General features: G+C 68.9%; 21 protein-coding genes. 20 read left to right on the forward strand and 1 reads right to left on the reverse strand.

Features of this window, described 5'->3' with window-relative positions; translation table 11 throughout:
• Nucleotides 1-2: 2 nt before the first annotated feature.
• Nucleotides 3-485: a flagellar export chaperone FlgN gene (flgN, locus tag ATL42_RS00200; protein ID WP_098453622.1), complete on the reverse strand. Its 483-nt coding sequence runs from the start codon at nt 483-485 to the stop codon at nt 3-5.
• A 348-nt stretch (nt 486-833) separates the two neighbouring features.
• Between flgN and ATL42_RS00205 the strand changes: the two genes are divergently transcribed.
• From ATL42_RS00205 to ATL42_RS00300, 20 genes are all read left to right on the forward strand, one after another.
• Nucleotides 834-1,727, forward strand: coding sequence for a sigma-70 family RNA polymerase sigma factor (locus ATL42_RS00205; RefSeq protein ID WP_245861881.1), 894 nt, complete (start codon nt 834-836; stop codon nt 1,725-1,727).
• An 87-nt stretch (nt 1,728-1,814) separates the two neighbouring features.
• A complete protein-coding gene (locus ATL42_RS00210; protein WP_098453624.1) occupies nt 1,815-3,359 on the forward strand; it encodes a glycosyltransferase family 2 protein in 1,545 nt (514 codons plus the stop codon).
• 151 nt (nt 3,360-3,510) lie between these two features.
• The gene (locus ATL42_RS00215; protein ID WP_098453625.1) at nt 3,511-4,359 is read left to right on the forward strand and encodes a flagellin N-terminal helical domain-containing protein; all 849 of its coding nucleotides are present in this window, start codon (nt 3,511-3,513) and stop codon (nt 4,357-4,359) included.
• A 216-nt stretch (nt 4,360-4,575) separates the two neighbouring features.
• A complete protein-coding gene (locus tag ATL42_RS00220) occupies nt 4,576-5,436 on the forward strand; it encodes a flagellin N-terminal helical domain-containing protein (protein ID WP_098453626.1) in 861 nt (286 codons plus the stop codon).
• Nucleotides 5,437-5,668: 232 nt separating this feature from the next.
• Nucleotides 5,669-6,493 carry a flagellin N-terminal helical domain-containing protein gene (locus ATL42_RS00225; protein WP_098453627.1) on the forward strand — a complete coding sequence of 275 codons (825 nt, stop codon included), beginning with the start codon at nt 5,669-5,671 and terminating at the stop codon, nt 6,491-6,493.
• A gap of 156 nt (nt 6,494-6,649) precedes the next feature.
• Nucleotides 6,650-8,038, forward strand: a complete 1,389-nt coding sequence (fliD, locus tag ATL42_RS00230) for a flagellar filament capping protein FliD (RefSeq protein WP_098453628.1) — start codon at nt 6,650-6,652, stop codon at nt 8,036-8,038.
• Nucleotides 8,039-8,080: 42 nt separating this feature from the next.
• Nucleotides 8,081-8,539, forward strand: a complete 459-nt coding sequence (gene fliS / locus ATL42_RS00235; protein ID WP_098453629.1) for a flagellar export chaperone FliS — start codon at nt 8,081-8,083, stop codon at nt 8,537-8,539.
• Nucleotides 8,529-8,876, forward strand: a complete 348-nt coding sequence (locus ATL42_RS00240) for a hypothetical protein (protein WP_098453630.1) — start codon at nt 8,529-8,531, stop codon at nt 8,874-8,876. The genes fliS and ATL42_RS00240 overlap by 11 nt, the downstream gene beginning before the upstream one ends.
• Before the next feature lie 153 nt (nt 8,877-9,029).
• On the forward strand, nt 9,030-9,371 hold the full coding sequence (gene flgB / locus ATL42_RS00245; protein WP_098453631.1) for a flagellar basal body rod protein FlgB: 342 nt from the start codon (nt 9,030-9,032) through the stop codon (nt 9,369-9,371).
• On the forward strand, nt 9,371-9,775 hold the full coding sequence (gene flgC / locus ATL42_RS00250) for a flagellar basal body rod protein FlgC (protein ID WP_098453632.1): 405 nt from the start codon (nt 9,371-9,373) through the stop codon (nt 9,773-9,775). The genes flgB and flgC overlap by 1 nt, the downstream gene beginning before the upstream one ends.
• Nucleotides 9,775-10,104: a flagellar hook-basal body complex protein FliE gene (gene fliE, locus ATL42_RS00255; protein ID WP_098453633.1), complete on the forward strand. Its 330-nt coding sequence runs from the start codon at nt 9,775-9,777 to the stop codon at nt 10,102-10,104. The genes flgC and fliE overlap by 1 nt, the downstream gene beginning before the upstream one ends.
• Complete coding sequence (gene fliF / locus ATL42_RS00260; RefSeq protein ID WP_098453634.1) at nt 10,104-11,705, forward strand: flagellar basal-body MS-ring/collar protein FliF; 1,602 nt, start codon at nt 10,104-10,106, stop codon at nt 11,703-11,705. The genes fliE and fliF overlap by 1 nt, the downstream gene beginning before the upstream one ends.
• Nucleotides 11,702-12,715 carry a flagellar motor switch protein FliG gene (fliG, locus tag ATL42_RS00265; protein ID WP_098453635.1) on the forward strand — a complete coding sequence of 338 codons (1,014 nt, stop codon included), beginning with the start codon at nt 11,702-11,704 and terminating at the stop codon, nt 12,713-12,715. The genes fliF and fliG overlap by 4 nt, the downstream gene beginning before the upstream one ends.
• Nucleotides 12,705-13,373, forward strand: a complete 669-nt coding sequence (locus tag ATL42_RS00270) for a FliH/SctL family protein (protein WP_098453636.1) — start codon at nt 12,705-12,707, stop codon at nt 13,371-13,373. The genes fliG and ATL42_RS00270 overlap by 11 nt, the downstream gene beginning before the upstream one ends.
• Before the next feature lie 5 nt (nt 13,374-13,378).
• Entirely contained in the window at nt 13,379-14,713 is a 1,335-nt protein-coding gene (locus tag ATL42_RS00275) for a FliI/YscN family ATPase (protein ID WP_425443210.1), read from the forward strand.
• The gene (locus ATL42_RS00280; RefSeq protein WP_098453638.1) at nt 14,710-15,144 is read left to right on the forward strand and encodes a flagellar export protein FliJ; all 435 of its coding nucleotides are present in this window, start codon (nt 14,710-14,712) and stop codon (nt 15,142-15,144) included. The genes ATL42_RS00275 and ATL42_RS00280 overlap by 4 nt, the downstream gene beginning before the upstream one ends.
• Complete coding sequence (locus ATL42_RS00285) at nt 15,141-15,857, forward strand: C40 family peptidase (RefSeq protein WP_098453639.1); 717 nt, start codon at nt 15,141-15,143, stop codon at nt 15,855-15,857. The genes ATL42_RS00280 and ATL42_RS00285 overlap by 4 nt, the downstream gene beginning before the upstream one ends.
• Before the next feature lie 5 nt (nt 15,858-15,862).
• Entirely contained in the window at nt 15,863-17,410 is a 1,548-nt protein-coding gene (locus ATL42_RS00290) for a flagellar hook-length control protein FliK (protein ID WP_098453640.1), read from the forward strand.
• Between the two features lie 12 nt (nt 17,411-17,422).
• A complete protein-coding gene (locus tag ATL42_RS00295) occupies nt 17,423-17,881 on the forward strand; it encodes a flagellar hook assembly protein FlgD (RefSeq protein WP_098453641.1) in 459 nt (152 codons plus the stop codon).
• Nucleotides 17,882-17,905: 24 nt separating this feature from the next.
• Complete coding sequence (locus tag ATL42_RS00300) at nt 17,906-19,078, forward strand: flagellar hook protein FlgE (RefSeq protein ID WP_098453642.1); 1,173 nt, start codon at nt 17,906-17,908, stop codon at nt 19,076-19,078.
• Nucleotides 19,079-19,144: the final 66 nt, after the last annotated feature.

Genomic DNA, 19,144 nt, shown 5'->3' on the forward strand with positions numbered 1-19,144 from the left:
CCTCAGAAGCTCTGGTCGAGAAGTCGGGCGGCGACCTCGCGAGGCGCCGTCGAGCCTGACGAGTCGTATGTGCTGGAGTCCTGCTGGAGGTTGGCCAGCGCCTCTTGCGTCGCACGGTGGGACGTGAGGAGGAGCTCACGGTTGCCTGCGGCGAGCGAGTCGATCTGGTGCGTGATCTCGATGAAGGCCTGGCGGTGGGCGCGCAGGAGGTCGTCCCACGGCTCAGGGGCCTTGTCAGCGAGCTCGGACAGGCTGCGGCCTGCCTCGAGCCCGAGGGTGCGGGCGACGGCGTCCGACTCGACGGACCGTCCGAGCTCGACCTCACGGATCTGTTCCAGCACGTTCTCTACCTCGCGGGTCGCGTGGCTCAGCCAGCGCGTCCGTCCGGAGGTGAGCAGCAGCTGCTCTTCCTCGAGCTTGAACAGCAAGAGCTCGAGGAGCTGGCGCTCGCGCCACAGGACGCTTGTCAGCGCTTGCAGGCTCATGGGTGCTTCAACTCCTCAACGATGGTCACGACCAGCGAGGGTGCCAGGTCGTTCAAGGGTCATATCGGAAGTGCAAGGGGCCGCATGAGGGTTTCGACAGGCTAGATACGTCGATGGGGACCCCATGGGGACCTCAGATCCAGGATATGGCTGAAATCGGTGGGGCGCAGGGGGTGAAGCCGACCTATCTCTGCAGGTGAGAGCGGTGTGAGCAGAGTGTGAAGATCCGTCATGGGGAGTGCATGGGTAGTTCTCCCCATTGCGGGGAGGTAACGGATGTGTGCAGTGTCGGGTGAAAACGGTTGCCAGGGGGTTGAGTTCTCACGGTTCCACCCGGATATTTGACGCATGCAACCGATGGACACGGACCGCTCAGAGCTGGTCACCGAGAACCTCCCGCTGATCGGGTACCACGTCAGCGAGATGCTCATGCGTGTACCGAGCCACGTCTCCCGGGACGATCTCGCATCCGCTGGCGCACTCGCTCTCGTCCAGGCCGCACGGGCCTACGACGCGACGACGGGGGTGCCGTTCAACCGTTATGCAGCGATCCGCATCAAGGGCGCCATGGTCGACGAGCTCCGCTCGATGGACTGGGTCTCCCGCGGTGCCCGTCAGCGCGTCCGCAAGCTCACGACGGTCGCGGACGAGCTCACCGCACAGCTCGGGCGCACACCGACCCGTGAAGAGCTTGCCGCCTCGCTCGGCGTCGAGGTCTCCGAGGTCGACACGGCCCGCGAGCACGCCGCGACCCGGGTGCTGTCCCTCGAGGGATACGACGGCGCTCTCGCCGAGGTGCTCCCCACCCGTGAGGTCGGCCCCGAAGAGGCCCTCCTGACCGGCGAGCGTCTGCGCTACCTCCATGCCGCCGTCGCGACGCTCCCTGAGCGCCTGCGCGAGGTCGTCGAGCAGGTCTTCTTCGAGGACCGTTCCGTCACCGACATCGCCAAAGACATGGGCGTCACCCAGTCGCGTGTCAGCCAGCTCCGCGCCGAGGCGATGGTCCTGCTCCGCGACGGTCTCAACACGCACCTCGACCCGTCGCACGTGCCGGCCTCGGCACAGCCGGACGGCGTCGCGCAGCGTCGCCGCGAGAAGTACTTCGCCTCGATCGCCGAGCGCGCCAGCCGCAACGGCGCGAGCGTCGCGATCGCCGGTGCGTCTCTCGCCGCAGCCTCCACCTTCGTCCCTGCGGCCTCCGCAGCACGCACGGCCCAGCCCGGCTTTGTTGCCGTTGGTTAACGTTCACAACTCGGTCGTGTGACCTGAGCCTCATAGGTGCGGTATGCCGGCCGATAGGTCGAGGACAAACCGACCGGGGAGCAACGCATGGCCAGCACGACCGCGACACCGACCATCTCTGCCGTCCTCATCGTCAAGGACGAAGAAGACGTCCTCGAGGCGTCGCTCGCAGCCCTCGGCTGGGTCGACGAGATCATCGTCTACGACACCGGCTCGACAGACTCGACCCGTGACCTCGCCGGGCGACACACTCCTCACGTCATCGAGGGCTACTGGGACGACGACTTCGGCGCAGCACGCAACCGAGCCCTCGAGCACGCGACGAGCGAGTGGGCCCTCATCGTCGACGCCGACGAGATCTTCGAGGGCGACACCGCCCACCTCCTCCGACGGCTCGCCGCCGACGAAGCGAACCTCTTCCTCGTCGCCGTCGAGACGGTCGACGGCGACACTCCACGCCCAGAGGGACCCAACGTCACCGCGCGGATCTTCCGTCGCTCCGAGTACAGGTACGCCGGACGGCTCCACGAGCAGGTCGTCCCCATCGACCCGTCGACACGACCGGTGCTCGAGCCGGTCCTTCACGTCTGTATCAAGCACTCGGGCTACACCGACGCGGCGATCGCCAAGCACGACAAACGCGCTCGGAACCTGACGATCGCCCAGCGTGACCTCGACGAGGCGCTCGCCCGGGAGACGCCGCCAGTGATGCTCGACATCCTCCGCACCAACCTCGCCCGGGCCCTCGGTATGGCGGGGGAGCACGAGGCGTCTCTCGCGCTGGCCACGGTCGTCCGCACGAACGGTGTCGTGCCCGCCGTCGGCCTCACAGATCTTGCTGTCTCTGCGGTCGGCAGCGCTCTCGCGCTCGAGCTGGACGACGTCGTCGACGAGTGGCTCACCGTGTGGCAGCACGCCGACAGCTCTCCTGTCTGGGCGCGCGCCACGCGGGTCCGGATCCTGGCCGGGCGCGGCGACCTCCAGGGGGCGCTCGACCTCCTGGACCAGCTGCCGACGACGTCCGTCGACTCCTCAGGACGACGTTTTCACAAGCACGAGCTGAGCGGGATCGCCGTGAGCGCCCTCGCTGCGACCGGTCGACGCCGCGCCGCTGCGCGGGCCGCACGCGAGTCTGCGCTCGCGGGGTACGCCAGCGTCGGCCCGACGATCCTCTCGCGCATCTTCGTCCAAGCCGATCGCCTCGACTCCTACATCCGTGACCTCCCAGACCAGGTGTGGCGTGAGCATGCCGTCTGGTGCGTCCACGAGGCGACCCCGGACTCCATCGCCTTCCTCATGGCGATGGCCGCGGTGCGCCCCGACGACCTCACCGTGCTCTTGTGCCTGGCCAAGATCGCACCGTCGCTCGGGCTCGAGGACCTTGCGGTCAGTGCCGCAGCCTTGCGGAGGGTCGGTCTCGCCGAGCACTGCCCGCTCGTCACGGTCAGCCGGTCGGGAGACGTCGAGCCACAGCTCCGCGCCATCGCGTCGGCGATGGCGGTCGGAATCTACGAGGACGACCGCGCTGTCCCTGGTCTCGAGGCAGCGCTCGCTGCGGTGGCCCCACAGGACGAGGCCGAGCTTCTCCGTCAGCTGGAGATCGTCACCCCGGGGCTCGTCACCGCTTCGTGACGCAGGTGCCGGGCGACCCGAGCAGGCGTGTGACGTCGGCAACAAGATTCGTCGTGCCGAATCGCTCATGCCTGTCGGCGGTTGCCGATAGGGACTGTGGCAGCCCACGGACGGGCACCGCACTCGGCCCCACTCACGGAAGAAGTTCATCATGGGTCTCTCGATCAACCAGAACATCGCGGCAGTCAACTCCTACCGCAACCTGTCCAACACGCAGAATGACCTGTCGAAGTCGCTGGAGAAGCTCTCCTCCGGTTTCCGCATCAACCGTGCGGCGGACGACGCTGCTGGTCTGGCGATCTCTGAGGGTCTGCGTTCGCAGGTCGGTGGCCTCAAGGTTGCCGCTCGTAACGCTCAGGACGGCATCTCGGTCGTGCAGACCGCTGAAGGCGCACTGACCGAGGTTCACGCGATCCTCCAGCGCGTGCGCGACCTGTCGGTCCAGGGTGCTAACGACTCCAACAGCGCCGAAGCCCGCACCAACATCGAGACCGAGATCACGAGCCTCGGCGAAGAGCTCGACCGCATCTCCGTGTCGACGAACTTCAACGGCACGAAGCTGCTCGACGGCTCCAAGACGAGCCTGGCGTTCCAGGTCGGCGCCGACGGCGACGCGAACAGCACCATCACCGTGGCGCTCGACAACGTCGCGACGACCGTCGCCGGGATCAAGAACCTCAAGGTGTCCGACACCGTCGCAGGCGACGGATCGGCGAACGTGAACGCCCAGGCATCGATCGAGCTCGTCGACGACGCGATCGAGGCGATCTCGACCACGCGTGCCGGACTCGGTGCGATGCAGAACCGCCTCGAGCACACCATCAAGAACGTCAACGTGTCGGTGGAGAACCTCTCGGCGTCCGAGAGCCGGATCCGCGACACGGACATGGCGCAGGAGATGGTGTCCTTCACCCGCGCGCAGATCCTCTCCCAGGCCGGCACCGCGATGCTCGCCCAGGCCAACCAGATCCCCCAGGGCGTCCTCTCGCTCCTGCGCTGATCATCTCAGCGTCTGATCGGCTGACAGGTCGATGACGTGTGGCCCCGCCGTGACCCGGCGGGGCCACACGTGCGCCTGGCCGGCGACGACCGTCCTACGAGGGCTCAGAGAACCGTCTGTCAAGAATCCTTCATGCCTGTCGGCGGTTGCCGATAGGGACTGTGGCAGCCCACGGACGGGCACCGCACTCGGCCCCACTCACGGAAGAAGTTCATCATGGGTCTCTCGATCAACCAGAACATCGCGGCAGTCAACTCCTACCGCAACCTGTCCAACACGCAGAACGACCTGTCGAAGTCGCTGGAGAAGCTCTCCTCCGGTTTCCGCATCAACCGTGCGGCGGACGACGCTGCTGGTCTGGCGATCTCTGAGGGTCTGCGTTCGCAGGTCGGTGGCCTCAAGGTTGCCGCTCGTAACGCTCAGGACGGCATCTCGGTCGTGCAGACCGCAGAAGGCGCACTGACCGAGGTTCACGCGATCCTCCAGCGCGTGCGCGACCTGTCGGTCCAGGGTGCTAACGACTCCAACAGCGCCGAAGCCCGCACCAACATCGAGACCGAGATCACGAGCCTCGGCACCGAGCTCGACCGCATCTCCGAGTCGACCAACTTCAACGGCACGAAGCTCCTCAACGGTGGCACCAGCGGTGCAGCGTCCACCGCTACGGTCTCCCTGGCGTTCCAGGTCGGCGCCGACGGCGACGCGAACAGCACCATCACGGTCGACATCTCCAACGTGGCCTCCATCGTCTCCGGGATCAAGGACCTCAAGGTCTCCGGTGGCACGAGCGCCAACCTCACCGCACAGGACTCGATCAACGCTGTCGACACCGCGATCGAGGCGATCTCGACCACGCGTGCCGGACTCGGTGCGATGCAGAACCGCCTCGAGCACACCATCAAGAACGTCAACGTCGCGGTCGAGAACCTCTCCGCGTCCGAGAGCCGGATCCGCGACACGGACATGGCGCAGGAGATGGTGTCCTTCACCCGCGCGCAGATCCTCTCCCAGGCCGGCACCGCGATGCTCGCCCAGGCCAACCAGATCCCCCAGGGCGTCCTCTCGCTCCTGCGCTGATCATCTCAGCGTCTGATCGGCTGACAGGTCGATGACGTGTGGCCCCGCCGTGACCCGGCGGGGCCACACGTGCGTCTGACCGACGACCAACGGTCTGTGACCTCGTACCGATCTGGAAGTCAAAAAAGTTGGTCGCCAAAAATCCTTCATGCCTGTCGGCGGTTGCCGATAGGGACTGTGGCAGCCCACGGACGGGCACCGCACTCGGCCCCACTCACGGAAGAAGTTCATCATGGGTCTCTCGATCAACCAGAACATCGCGGCAGTCAACTCCTACCGCAACCTGTCCAACACGCAGAATGACCTGTCGAAGTCGCTGGAGAAGCTCTCCTCCGGTTTCCGCATCAACCGTGCGGCGGACGACGCTGCTGGTCTGGCGATCTCTGAGGGTCTGCGTTCGCAGGTCGGTGGCCTCAAGGTTGCCGCTCGTAACGCTCAGGACGGCATCTCGGTCGTGCAGACCGCTGAAGGCGCACTGACCGAGGTTCACGCGATCCTCCAGCGCGTGCGCGACCTGTCGGTCCAGGGTGCTAACGACTCCAACAGCGCCGAAGCCCGCACCAACATCGAGACTGAGATCACGAGCCTCGGCACCGAGCTCACTCGTATCGCCGACTCGACGAACTTCAACGGCACGAAGCTGCTCGACGGCTCCAAGGGCACGCTCGCGTTCCAGGTCGGCGCCGACGGCGACACGAACAGCACCATCACCGTGACGCTCGACAACGTCAAGTCCACGGTCGCCGGTATCGCTGCGCTCAAGGTCACCGACAACACGACCGCTCAGGCGTCGATCAACGCTGTCGACACCGCGATCGAGGCGATCTCGACCACGCGTGCCGGACTCGGTGCGATGCAGAACCGCCTCGAGCACACCATCAAGAACGTCAACGTCGCGGTCGAGAACCTCTCCGCGTCCGAGAGCCGGATCCGCGACACGGACATGGCGCAGGAGATGGTGTCCTTCACCCGCGCGCAGATCCTCTCCCAGGCCGGCACCGCGATGCTCGCCCAGGCCAACCAGATCCCCCAGGGCGTCCTCTCGCTCCTGCGCTGATCAGGTCCCTGACTGAGCCGAGAGACTCGGCACAGAGGTAGCAGGACCGCAGCATCGGCCGGCGGTGGTGGGACAACCGTCCCCCCACCGCCGGTCGGCATTCCGGAGCCGCGCGGCACGCGGCACGCACAGCACGTCAGAGGGCAGGAGAGCGTCATGGCATCGTTCGGTATCGACGGGCTCGTCAGCGGTCTGGACACGACCTCGCTCATCACACAGCTCATGGCTGTCGAGGCCGCACCTCAGACGCTGCTCAAGGCGAAGGTGTCGACCACCCAGACGTTCATCTCGACCCTCCAAGGCCTCAACACGCGGGTATCTTCCCTCGCCGACGCAGCCACGACGGCCACGAAGACCGCGTCCTGGTCCGCTGTCAAGGCGTCGACCACCGGAACATCAGCGACCGCGACCGCCTCCAGCACCGCGCAGGCCTCCTCGTTGACCTTCACCGTCGACAAGCTGGCCAAGGCGCAGACCTCCGTCACCGGGAACGTCACCTCCCTCGCAGACCTCTTCGGCGGCACCGTCCCTTCGAGCGTCACCATCGCCAAAGGATCGGCCGACGCCACAGCCACGGCCACCGTCGTTGACCTGACGGGCGTCACCGACCTCGCCGGCTTTGCCGCGAAGCTCAACTCTGCCGGGGTCGGCATCAGCGCGAGCGTCGTGAAGATCTCTGCGACCGAGTCGCGACTCCAGCTGACCGGCTCGGGCAGCGGCGACGAGGCGGCGTTCGAGCTCCACTCAGGCACCGTCGCCGAGGCAGACATCCAGGCAGGCACCGCACCCGCCGCGCTCATCAAGCGCAGCGACGCGATCATCGCCGCGAGCGACGCGCAGATCACGCTGTGGGGCAGCCAGCCGGTCAAGTCCGCGACGAACACCTTCTCAGACGTCCTCACAGGCGTCGACATCACCGTCTCTGCGGTGGACGCGACCTCGACGACGGTCACCGTCGCACGCGACGACACCGCATTGACGAAGCTGGCTTCAGACCTCGTGGGCGCTCTCGGCGTCGTGCTCTCCGAGATCAAGTCACGCACGGCCACGACGACGACGACCGCGAGCGACGGCGGGAGCGTCATCACCGCGGGGATCCTCGGTGGCGACAGCGCGACGCGCTCGCTCAACCAGGCGATCATCACCGCGGCGTCCTACCCTGTCGACGGCACATCGCCGTCCGAGGTCGGCATCATCCTCAGCCGGGACGGGACGTTCAGCTTCGACGAGACCGTGTTCGCTGCCGCGATGGCGGCGGACCCGGCCAAGGTGCAGAAGATCATCAGCGGCCTCGCCGAGAGGGTCGAGGGCGTCGCGACGAGCGCGTCAGACTCGATCGACGGCACGCTCACCCTGAAGATCACGAACCAGCAGAGCTTCAGCAAGGACCTCTCCACCCAGGTGGACGACTGGGACCGCCGCCTCGCCACACGCAAAGAGGGACTGCAGGCGACCTACGCGGCGCTCGAGGTGTCGCTCAGCGCGCTCAACGCACAGTCCTCGTGGCTCACCAGCTCGCTCGCATCACTGTCCACGTGGAGCTAGCGAAAGCCTCACACCAGCGTGGTCGCCGTCGATAGGTCGGGTATGAGCCAGCAGATGAACTCCGACGCCCAGCGCGCGCAGTTTCTCAATGACACGGTCCTCAGCGCGAGCCCCGCTCGCCTCCTGACGATGCTCTACGACCGGCTGGTGCTCGACCTCGACCGAGGGATGAAAGCACAGGTCGCCGGGGACGTCGCCGAGGCGAACTCTCGGCTCACGCACGCACAGGACATCGTCGCTGAGCTCATCGTCACTCTCGACGTCGACGCGTGGGAGGGTGGCCCGGGGCTCAAGGGCTTGTACTCCCACCTTCTCAACGAGCTGGTCCAGGCGAACATCAGCAACGACCCTGTCCGGACCGCCGCGTGCCGCTCGATCGTCGACCCTCTGCGGATGGCCTGGCACGAGGCGGCAGGCGGCCTCGCACAGGAGGCCGCCCAGAACGTGCCGGTCGGCGCAGGGAGCATCTCGGCCGGGAGCGGGTTCCTCGGTGTCGGCTGACCAGCCCCGCTCGGAGCCCACACCGTGGATCGACGCATGGTCGGCAGCGCTCGACGGGTTCGAGATGAGCCTCGCCGAGGCGGAAGATCTGGTCTCGACCGGTCACCTCATCGACTCGGCCTTCGAGTCCGCGAACCTCGCGTGGAGCCCGCCGACGGACCTCGGTCCGTTGCCGCCGGCGCTCAAGGACCGGGCGACGGCGATCCTCGACCGTCAGCTCGAGATGGCCTCGCGTCTTGCTGAGGCGGCCCGTTCTGCACGGCAGCACCTGACCGTGGTGGACAACCTTCGCGATCGGCGACCGTCCGTCCCGGTGTATATCGACCTCGTTGGTTGATATGCCCGGGTGAAAAGGACCCGGAGCGCGAACTACTGGGGCATTGAACCTCTTATGAGGGGCCTCGCACGACCGATAGAGAAATCGAGCCAGGAAGGCTCGAGCATCAGGCCACGGATCGGCCGCACCATTCACTTACCTGTAGGGGTTGGCGTGTTCGATTCTGTGGCCTTTGTCGCGCTCAACAGCGCGCTCGACGGACTTGCTCTCCGTCAGCGAGTGATCGCCAACAACGTGGCGAACATCAACACGCCCAACTACCTCGCGGGCAAGGTCTCGTTCGAGAAAGAGCTGGAGACCGCGGTGTCTCGCGGCGACGGGGCGGTCACCGCGACCGAGGCCCGCTCCCTGGAGCCCACCCGGACCGACGGCAACAACGTCAACCTCGACGAGGAGACGCTGCTCAACGTCGACACCAACCTGCGCTACCAGCTGGCGACCCAAGCGGTCGACGGCACCTTCTCGTCCCTGCGGACCGCGATGAGGACCAGCTGATGACGACCTTCGGAGCAATCGGGATCGCCTCGACAGGCATGACCGTCAACCGCAAGTGGCTCGACGCCGTGAGCGACAACCTCGCGAACATGAGCACCGTGACCGCGACCAGCGAAGACGCGTTCCAGGCCCGGTACGTCGTGGCCAGCGCCGTCGGCTACCCGGAGAACGGCCAGGGCGTCCAGGTCGCCGGCGTCGAGCTCGGCAGCGCCGAGGGCCGCATGGTCTACGAGCCCGAGCACCCGCTCGCCGACGCCGAGGGCTACGTGAAGTACCCCGACATCGACATGTCGAGCCAGATGACCCAGATGATCATGGCGCAGCGTGGCTACCAGGCCAACGCTGCCGTGGTCGACCGCGCCAAGGCCACCTACGAGGCCGCACTCCAGATCGGACGTAACTGATGAGCATCCCCGCACTGGAGAGCGTGAGCGCGCTGAGCTCGCTCGGCTCCGTCTCCCCGACCGGTTACATCGACCCGACCGAGGGCGGCGGGAGCACCGGGTCCGCGTCCGGAGCGTTCGGCGGTGTCCTCGCCGACGCGGTGACGAACCTCCAGGGGCTCCAGACGAAGGCGAACGACCTCGCGGTCCAGGCCGTCACCGGTGACCTCGACGACATCCACGACTACACGATCGCGGCGAGCGAGGCGAAGGTCACCCTCGAGCTCACCGCAGCGATCCGCAACAAGGCTGTCGACGCGTTCAGCGAGATCATGCGGATGCAGGCCTGATGCCCGCCCAGATCACGTCGGCGTTCGGCCGTCTCACCACCTCGATCCGTGAGTTCACCGTCGCGCAGCGCACGCTCGCGCTCATCGGTGCGGCTGTCCTCGTCGTCGGCATCATCGCGCTGAGCACGTGGTTCACGAAGCCGCAGTTCTCCCCGCTGTACACAGACCTGGCGCCGGCGGACGCGAGCGTCATCGTCGACCAGCTCACCGCACAGGGTGTGGCGTACGAGCTGACCAACGGTGGCTCGACCGTCATGGTTCCCACCGACGCGGTGTACGACATGCGCCTCAAGGTCGCCGCGAGCGGCATCTCGCCCACGAGCGACGGCGGCTACTCGCTGCTCGACGACATGGGCATGACGTCCTCGGAGTTCCAGCAGGACGTCACCTACAAGCGGGCGCTCGAGGGAGAGCTCGCGAAGACGGTCTCGGCGATGTCCGGGGTCGAGGTCGCGACGGTGAAGCTCGCCATCCCCGAGGACACGGTGTTCGTCTCCGAGACTGCTGACCCGACCGCCTCGGTCTTCATCCAGGCGTCGTCCGGCATGACGCTCTCCGACGACCAGGTGCAGTCGGTCGTCAACCTCGTCTCCGCGAGCGTCGAGGGCATGAAGCCCACCGACGTCGCGGTCATCGACTCGACCGGCGCCGTCCTCTCGGCTGTCGGCACCGGGACGTCCGGCACGGGCTCGAGCAAGCAGACCCTCGCCTACGAAGACCGCGTCGCGGCGTCGATCCAGTCGATGCTCGACCCGATCCTCGGCCCCGGCAAGGCGGTCGTCTCCGTGACGGCCGACCTCGACTACGACGCGACCGAGAGCACGCAGGAGACCTTCACCGCCACGGACGGGGTCCCCGCGCTCATCGAGAAGAACACCCTCGAGGAGTACACGGGCGACAACACGGCAGCGACCGGCGTGCTCGGCCCCGACAACATCGCGGTCCCCGAGGGCGACGGCACCGGAGACGGGGCCTACCGCAACGAGACCTCCGAGTCGAACAACGCGGTCGACAAGCTGACGACGCACACGGTCGCTGCACCGGGCACGGTCCGCCGGCAGTCTGTCTCGGTGGCCGTCGACCAGACGGCAGCCGCTGCGATCGACCTCGCCACGCTCGAGACCATGGTCGGTTCGGCCGCCGGGATCGACGCGACACGCGGTGACGTCGTCACCGTCTCCCGGATGCAGTTCGACACGACCGGTGCGGTCGCGGCGCAGGAGGCTCTCGCGGCTGCCGCCGCAGACCAGGTCGCCGCCGCCGAGGCGCTCCAGCTCCGCAACATCATCATCGCGGCAGCAGTCTTCGTCGCCCTCGTCATCCTCGGGATCGTCCTCGCGCTGCGCAAGCGGCGCAGGGGAGACCCGCGCGAGGCCGTCGACCTCGGCGAGCTCACGCGTCTCGACGACGCCCGTGCTCTCGAGGCTGCGCAGATCGCGCACGACGAGATGCTCGCGCTCGCTGAGGTGCCTGAGGTCCCGGACCCCACCCAGATCGCGATCGAGCGCAAGCGCAGCGACGTCGCGGCCCTCGTCGACGACCAGCCCGAGCAGGTCGCTGAGCTGCTCCGCGGCTGGATGGACGCGAAGGCCAACGCATGAGCACTGCGATCTTGAGCGGCACGCAGAAAGCCGCCCTCGTCCTCATGCAGATCGGACGAGACCGCGCCGCGAAGATCATGTCGCGGCTGGACGAGACTGCTGTCGAGGAGCTCACCGCGGAGATCTTGCGGATGGAGCGCGTCGACCGCGACGTCGCCGACGGTGTCATCTCCGAGTTCCACCAGATCACCATCGGCGGCGGCACGAGCATCAGCAACGGTGGCCTCGGCTACGCGCAGCAGCTGCTCGAGGCGACCATGGGGACCGACCGCGCGCAGACGATGCTCGACCGCCTCGCGACATCGATGGCCGGTCAGCCCTTCGAGTTCCTCCAGCAGGCGGACGCCCGCCAGATCCTCGCTCTCCTCAGCGGTGAGCACCCGCAGACGATCGCTCTCGTGCTCGCCCACCTGCGGCCCGAGCACGGTGCCGCGATCCTCGCGGGGCTGCCGCCGCAGTCGCAGGCCGAGATCGCGCACCGCATCGCTCTCATGGAGCGAGCGGCCCCGGACGTCGTGACGATCATCGCGGACGCCCTGCGTCGCAAGGCCTCCGCGGTCCTCACCCCGCGCGAGACCTCCGCGATCGGTGGCCTCGACCCCTTGGTCGAGATCATCAACCGTGCCGACCCGGGCACCGAGAAGCTCATCCTCGAAGGTCTCGAGGCGCGTGACAGCGCCCTCGCCGAAGAGGTCCGCAGCCGCATGTTCGTCTTCGCCGACATCGTCCTCCTCGAGGACCGTGCCCTGCAGCTCGTGCTGCGCGGCGTCGAGTCGGCGAGCCTGGCGCTCGCGCTCAAGGGCGCCGGCCCCGGCCAGCGGGACGCCGTCCTGCGCAACCTGTCCGAGCGCGCCAGCGAGAACCTGCTCGAGGAGATCGACGTCCTCGGCTCGGTCCGCATGTCGCAGGTCGAGGAAGCCCGTGCGGCGATCGTCCAGGTCATCCGCAGGCTCGAGGAGAGCGGCCAGATCGTCATCCGCCGTGACGGGGAGGACGAATATGTCGACTGACACGTCAGCCTTCAGCGCGGCTCGTCTCACGGTCGTCACCGACGACCGCGTGCGCAGCGTCCAGGAGAGCGCACGCGTCTCCGGGTACGCGGCGGGGTTCGCCGCAGGCAGCCGGGCCGCCGCCGAGAGCACGCGACTCGTCCAGGAGCGTCTGCGCGACGAGGTCGCAGCGAGCGAGGCAGCACGCGACGCCGAGCACCGCGCCGCGGTCCTCACGCTCGAGCGAGCAGCCCGCGCTGCTCAGGAACGCCTCCTGCCTGTGCTCGACGACGCCCGCGACCTCCTGCACACGCTCGCGTTCGACCTGGCTCGTTCGGTCGTCGGGCACGATCTCGCTGACTCCCAGGCGTCCGCGCAGGGCGCGCTGCACCGCGCTCTCGCGGTCCCGCACGACGTCCGCATCCAGACGGTCCGCCTCCACCCGTCCGACCTCGCGATCCTGCGGGCGTCCGGGACGGACGCCGTCGACGGCATCGAGCTCGTCGCGGACCCCTCGCTCTCTCCGGGCGACGCGGTGAGCACGTTCGAGGGCGGCTACTTCGACGCCCGGATCCGGTCCTCCTTCGACCGCGCGCTGCGTGCTCTCGAGGAGTCCGCTGCCGCCTCGGCCGAGGCCCAGGCTCCGGTGCAGGGCGCCCGGGCCGGAGCGATCTCGTGAGCGCCGTGACGAGCACCTGGGCCGAGACCCTGCTCGCGGCAGCGCCCGAGCGCGTCGGTCGGGTGAGCGCCGCGGTCGGTCTCTCGCTCGACGTGGTCGGTCTCGACTGCGCTCTCGGCGACGTCATCGCGCTCGGCGACCCCTCGACCACGGGTTCGGAGAGCGCGGAGGACTCGATGCTCGCCGAGGTCGTCGCCCTGAGCAACGGCTCCGCACGCTGCATGCCGCTCGGAGCGATGAGCGGTGTGCGCCCGGGGCTCGCGGCCCGCTCGACCGGCGGCTCGCTGCGCGTCCCGGTCGGCGCCGGCCTCCTCGGCCGGGTCATCGACGGGCTCGGACGCCCGCTCGACGGCCGTGGTCCCCTCACCGGCACGACCGTCGTCCCGCTCGAAGGGCGGTCGCCTCACCCTCTCGAGCGTCAGCGCGTCGCGCAGCCGCTCAACCTCGGCGTCCGCACGCTCGACACACTGACGACCGTCGGTCGGGGTCAGCGCATGGGCCTGTTCGCCGGCTCCGGCGTCGGCAAGTCGACGCTCCTGTCCATGATCGCCCGCGGCACGGACGCGCAGATCTCCGTCATCGCTCTCGTCGGCGAGCGTGGACGCGAGGTCCGCGAGTTCATCGAGGACGACCTCGGCGCTGAAGGTCTCGCACGGTCCGTCGTCGTGGTCGCCACGTCTGACGAGCCCGCGCTCGTGCGGCTGCGTGCCGCGTTCGTCGCGACCCGCATCGCCGAGTTCTTCCGCGAGGCCGGCCAGGACGTCGTCCTCATGATGGACTCGCTCACCCGGGTCGCGATGGCCCAGCGCGAGATCGGTCTCTCCGTCGGGGAGCCGCCCGCCACCCGCGGATACCCGCCCTCCACGTTCTCCCTCCTCGCTGCGCTCCTCGAGCGCGCGGGGACGTCCGCCAAGGGCTCGGTCACCGGCATCTACACGGTCCTCGTCGACGGCGACGACCACAACGAGCCGATCGCCGACGCCGCACGATCGATCCTCGACGGGCACGTGGTCCTCGACCGCAAGCTCGCCGTCGCCGGCCACTTTCCCAGCATCGACGCGCTCGCCTCGATCTCCCGTGTCGCGACCCGCGTCACGACGCCGGAGCAGCGGGCCGACGCGACAGCGCTCCGCAAGGTCATGGCGGCGCGCCGCTCCGTCCAAGACCTCGTCGACGTCGGTGCCTATGTCGCCGGGAGCAACCCGCTCGTCGACTCTGCTCTCGCGAACCAGGGCGCGATCGACGACTTCCTCCAGCAGGGTGTCGACGAGAACGCTCCGTCCGACGCGTCGTGGGCGAGCCTCCGGGCGCTCGTCGGCGGGCTGGGGGTGGCAGCATGAGCGCCTTCCGCCTCGCCGGCCTCATGCGCTTCCGCAAGCTGCAGGAGGACCAGGCTGCTGCCGACCTCGCCTCGGCCAACGCCTCGCGTCGACGCGCAGAGGCGCGCCGTGCGCAGGCGACGCGTGAGCTCACCATCCACGAGTTCCAGACCGACCTCGGTGTCGCCGTCTTCCACGCGTCCGTGGCGTCACGCGCCGCGCTCCGCAGCTTTGCCACCGAGACGTCGGTCGCCGTCGAGGTGGCTGCCACCGAGGTGCAGCAGCGCGAGCTCGCCTGGACCGATGCGCGCAAGCGGTCCGTCCCGCTCGAGAAGCTCGCCGAGCGCCACATCGAGCGTGAGAACGTCGAAGACCTGCGTGTCGAGCAGCTCGCTCTCGACGAGATCGCCGGGCGCGCCCCGTCGAGCAGGATCGACGGGGACGACGCATGACCGGCATCGCGGCCGTCCTCGGCCGCATCCAGGAGATCGAGACCGTCATCAAGGCGGTGGCGCCGGCGGCGTCCCGGAGCGTGAGCACCGCAGCGGCCTCCACCTCGGCGGCGTCCGTCTCGGCAGCGTCGACGTCGTTCGCGTCGGTCCTCGACGCGTTCGCCGTCCAGGACACGAGCACCGACCTCGTCGCGCAGGCCGCCGCAGCGACCGCGACCGTCCCCGCAGCGTCGAACCCGGCAGCGTCGACCCCCGGTGCGTCGGGCGAGGCGCTCGTCGCCGAAGCCCGGAAGTTCCTCGGCGTCCCCTACGCATGGGGCGGCGAGTCCATGAGCGGTATCGACTGCTCCGGCCTGGTCCAGCGGGCGCTCGGCGCCCTCGGGGTCGACATGCCGCGCGTCGCACGGGACCAGATGAAGGAAGGCGTGGCGGTGGCCTCGATGGCCGAGGCTCGCGCCGGCGACCTCCTCGTCTTCGGTGGCGGGAGCCACATCGCCATCTACGTCGGCGACGGTCGGATGATCGACGCGCCGAAGCCCGGTGACGTCGTGCGTGAGCGTGACGTGTACGAGACCCCCACCGCGATCCGACGTGTGCTTCCCGACGCCACCTCGGTCGCCTCGACGACCCCAGCCACCCAGATCAGCGAGATCCTCGCGTCCAGCGCGGCGCAGCGGTCTTCCCTCGCCCTACTGCTCGGAGCTGCAGCATGACACCCATGACCGCCCTCCCGGCGCGCTCGACCGACAGTCCCGTCCAGGCTGCTGCCGGCCGCTCGCCCTCGGTCCGCGAGGACCTCGCCAGGTCCCGTGACGACTTCGCCCGCACGCTCGAGCGTGCGTCGTCCGCGCCCGACCGGTCTGCTTCTCGTGCGACCGACTCCGCTGACGCACGCCGCTCGGCAGCGCGGGACGCGGCCAAGGCCGCCGGCGACCGGGACACGAACGACCGTGGCACGAACGACAACGACCGCACCGCGGGCTCGACCGCGACCGGACAGGCCGTCCGGGCTGCCGAGCGCGCGGCTGCCCTCGCCGCGAACGACGCGGCAGGGTCCACCCCGACGACAGACGACGCCACGCCGACGTCCGGTGCGCTCGACACGGCACCTACCGCCACCACCGACGGTGCGACCACCGCAGGAACGAGCGGGCTCGAGGCCGATCCCGGGGCAGCGGTCCTGCCCGCAGACGGCACGGCGGCCGGTCTCGTCCTGCCCGCGCACAGCGCTGGGTCCGCGCAAGAGGCTGCGGCGCTCGCTCTCGCCGCGACCCTCGCGGCATCGGTGGCGGGCACCGAGACCGGTGCGCTGGTCTCCGCCGACCCGACGCTGCAGACGCAGGCCGGCTCACAGGCGACGACCGGCACGGCCGCCGACCAGGCCGCCGTCGCGGAGCTCGACGCCTCGACGACCGCTCCTGCAGGCGCCGAGAAGTCCACCACGGGACCGGGCACCGGAGCCGCAGCAGCCGATCTTCTCGTCGACGGGGCGCGGGTCGTCCTCACCGGTCCGGCCCAGCCCGGCTCGGCCGGTGCTGGAGCGGCTCTCGCCGGTGCGGCCGCGGCTGCCGCCGGACAGGAGCCCCAGGCCGCCTCGGCCGGGACGCAGCTGCCAGCCGTCCCCGGGACGGACGCGGCCACCTCGACCGACGCGACCGCCGCCCGCGCAGAGACCACCCCGGCGAGCGCGGCCCAGGCCCCCGTGACCACGCCGCAGACAGCGACCGGTGCGGCCTTCGCCCAGGCGCTCGGAGCGACCGACCGCGTCGCCGCACAGGCACCCGCGACTCCTGCGAACACCCCGCACGTGCCGCTCGCCGAGCAGGTCCGCGGGCCGCTCGTCGCGCTGCGGACCGCCGCGCCGGGGGAGCACATGCTCACCCTGCGCGTGGACCCGGAGCACCTCGGCCCGGTCCAGGTGCGGGCCCACATCGGTGCGGACGGCATCCGCATCGAGCTCGTCGGGGCGACCGACGCTGCACGGGACAGCCTCCGGGGCCTCCTCACAGACCTCCGCCGCGACCTCTCTGCGACGGGTATGAACGCGACCCTCTCTCTGGCGGCCGACACCGCCGGTCAGCAGAGCCGCCACCCCGCTGGCACCGGCGACCTCGCCGGTGGCCAGCAGGACACCTCGGCTCGCGGCGGACCGCGGGACCAGCGTGACGGAGCGACGAGCCCCTGGGCTGCTCCCGACCAGACCACCGAGGCGCGCACCGCCGCCTCGACCGACCCAGGCGCCCACGGCGTCGACGTCCTCATCTAAGGAGAACGACACATGACCGTCGACACGTCAGCCGTGAACGGTGCCTCTGGCCTGTACACCAGCTCGACCGGCACCTCGACAGCCAAGAAGGAGCTCGACAACGAGACCTTCATGACGCTGCTCGTGGCCCAGCTCAAGTACCAGGACCCCAGCTCGCCGATGGACACCACCGAGATGATGGCGCAGACCACGCAGCTCGCCAGCATGGAGCAGCTCACCACGCTCTCCACGACGATGTCCGAGAGCTTCGCGCTGCAGATGCGCATGGCTGCAGCGAGCCTCATCGGGCAAGAGGTCACCTATGCGGGCGCCGACGGCGCCATGGTGACCGGGACCGCGACCGCCGTCTCTTATGCGGACTCGGTCCCCACCGTCACCGTCGGCGGCACGAAGGTGCTGCTCGACGCCGTCGCCTCCGTCACCCAGCCCGGCAGCACTCCCGCAGCCGCGGGCCAGTCTTCAGCGTCCTAGTCCGCATCCTCGAAGGGAACTCTCATGCTTCGCTCGCTCTTCTCCGGAATCTCCGGGCTCCGCGCACACCAGACCATGCTCGACGTCACCGGCAACAACATCGCCAACGTCAACACGACGGGCTTCAAGGCCTCTCAGATCCAGTTCAAGGACACCCTCAGCCAGGTGCTCACCAACGCCGGTGGTGCGCAGGACGGTGTCGGTGGCACCAACCCGGCCCAGGTGGGTCTCGGTGTCCAGGTCGCTGGCGTCACGACCAACTTCCAGCAGGGCGCCTCGCAGGTGACCAACCGCAGCACCGACATGATGATCTCGGGTGACGGCTTCTTCGTCGTGAGCAAGGGCGGGCAGAACTACTACACCCGCTCCGGCGCGTTCGACTTCGATGCGAACGGCAACCTCGTCACCAGCGAGGGCGCGCTCGTCCAGGGCTGGGCCGCCGCCGCGGACGGGACCATCAACACGAACGGTGCGCTCTCGGCGCTCAAGCTCCCGACGACCACCCTCACGCCGGCCTCGGCGACGACCGCCGCGTCGTTCAGCGGCAACCTGCCGTCCGACGCGGCCGTCGGCAGCGAGCCGCTCAACCGTGACATCGAGGTGTTCGACGCGCTCGGCAACGCACGCACGATCAGCCTGACGTTCACGAAGACCGCGGCCGGGTGGGACATGACGTCCACAGCCGGGACGACCGCCGTGGCGTTCAACGCGACGACGGGTGCGATGACGACGCCGGCAGGCGCCGTGACGATCGACGGCGTGGCCGTCGACCTCACCGCCGTCACCGGGTTCGCCAACCTGTCGACGATCACCAAGTCGGCTGTCGACGGTCAGCAGGCCGGGACGCTGCAGTCCTTCACGATCAACGCGGACGGCACGATCATGGGGGCGTTCTCCAACGGCCTGAAGTCGGCTGTCGGCAGGATCGCGCTCGGGACGTTCGCCAACCCCGTCGGTCTCGAGAAGGCTGGTGGCTCGCTCTACACGACGACGGTCAACTCCGGCGACGCCGAGATCGGTACGGCCGGCACGGGTGGCCGTGGCGGCCTCGTCGGTGGTGCTCTCGAGATGTCCAACGTGGACCTGTCGAGCGAGTTCACCAACCTCATCATCGCCCAGCGCGGGTTCCAGGCGAACTCTCGCGTCATCACCACCTCGGACGAGCTGCTCCAGGAGCTCGTCAACCTCAAGCGCTAGCGGAGGCGCCGCCGCGGATCACCCGCGGCGGCCCCGTCGTTATCGGTCCGACATCTCATACCTGGG

Origin of the sequence: Sanguibacter antarcticus (assembly GCF_002564005.1) — a bacterium.
GTDB lineage: Bacteria > Actinomycetota > Actinomycetes > Actinomycetales > Cellulomonadaceae > Sanguibacter > Sanguibacter antarcticus.

Coding starts and splice junctions, on each gene's coding strand:
- flgN (WP_098453622.1), bottom strand. CDS start 485: ATGAGCCTGCAAGCGCTGACAAGCGTCCTGTGGCGCGAGCGCCAGCTC.
- ATL42_RS00205 (WP_245861881.1), top strand. CDS start 834: ATGCAACCGATGGACACGGACCGCTCAGAGCTGGTCACCGAGAACCTC.
- ATL42_RS00210 (WP_098453624.1), top strand. CDS start 1,815: ATGGCCAGCACGACCGCGACACCGACCATCTCTGCCGTCCTCATCGTC.
- ATL42_RS00215 (WP_098453625.1), top strand. CDS start 3,511: ATGGGTCTCTCGATCAACCAGAACATCGCGGCAGTCAACTCCTACCGC.
- ATL42_RS00220 (WP_098453626.1), top strand. CDS start 4,576: ATGGGTCTCTCGATCAACCAGAACATCGCGGCAGTCAACTCCTACCGC.
- ATL42_RS00225 (WP_098453627.1), top strand. CDS start 5,669: ATGGGTCTCTCGATCAACCAGAACATCGCGGCAGTCAACTCCTACCGC.
- fliD (WP_098453628.1), top strand. CDS start 6,650: ATGGCATCGTTCGGTATCGACGGGCTCGTCAGCGGTCTGGACACGACC.
- fliS (WP_098453629.1), top strand. CDS start 8,081: ATGAGCCAGCAGATGAACTCCGACGCCCAGCGCGCGCAGTTTCTCAAT.
- flgC (WP_098453632.1), top strand. CDS start 9,371: ATGACGACCTTCGGAGCAATCGGGATCGCCTCGACAGGCATGACCGTC.
- fliE (WP_098453633.1), top strand. CDS start 9,775: ATGAGCATCCCCGCACTGGAGAGCGTGAGCGCGCTGAGCTCGCTCGGC.
- fliF (WP_098453634.1), top strand. CDS start 10,104: ATGCCCGCCCAGATCACGTCGGCGTTCGGCCGTCTCACCACCTCGATC.
- fliG (WP_098453635.1), top strand. CDS start 11,702: ATGAGCACTGCGATCTTGAGCGGCACGCAGAAAGCCGCCCTCGTCCTC.
- ATL42_RS00270 (WP_098453636.1), top strand. CDS start 12,705: ATGTCGACTGACACGTCAGCCTTCAGCGCGGCTCGTCTCACGGTCGTC.
- ATL42_RS00280 (WP_098453638.1), top strand. CDS start 14,710: ATGAGCGCCTTCCGCCTCGCCGGCCTCATGCGCTTCCGCAAGCTGCAG.
- ATL42_RS00285 (WP_098453639.1), top strand. CDS start 15,141: ATGACCGGCATCGCGGCCGTCCTCGGCCGCATCCAGGAGATCGAGACC.
- ATL42_RS00290 (WP_098453640.1), top strand. CDS start 15,863: ATGACCGCCCTCCCGGCGCGCTCGACCGACAGTCCCGTCCAGGCTGCT.
- ATL42_RS00295 (WP_098453641.1), top strand. CDS start 17,423: ATGACCGTCGACACGTCAGCCGTGAACGGTGCCTCTGGCCTGTACACC.
- ATL42_RS00300 (WP_098453642.1), top strand. CDS start 17,906: ATGCTTCGCTCGCTCTTCTCCGGAATCTCCGGGCTCCGCGCACACCAG.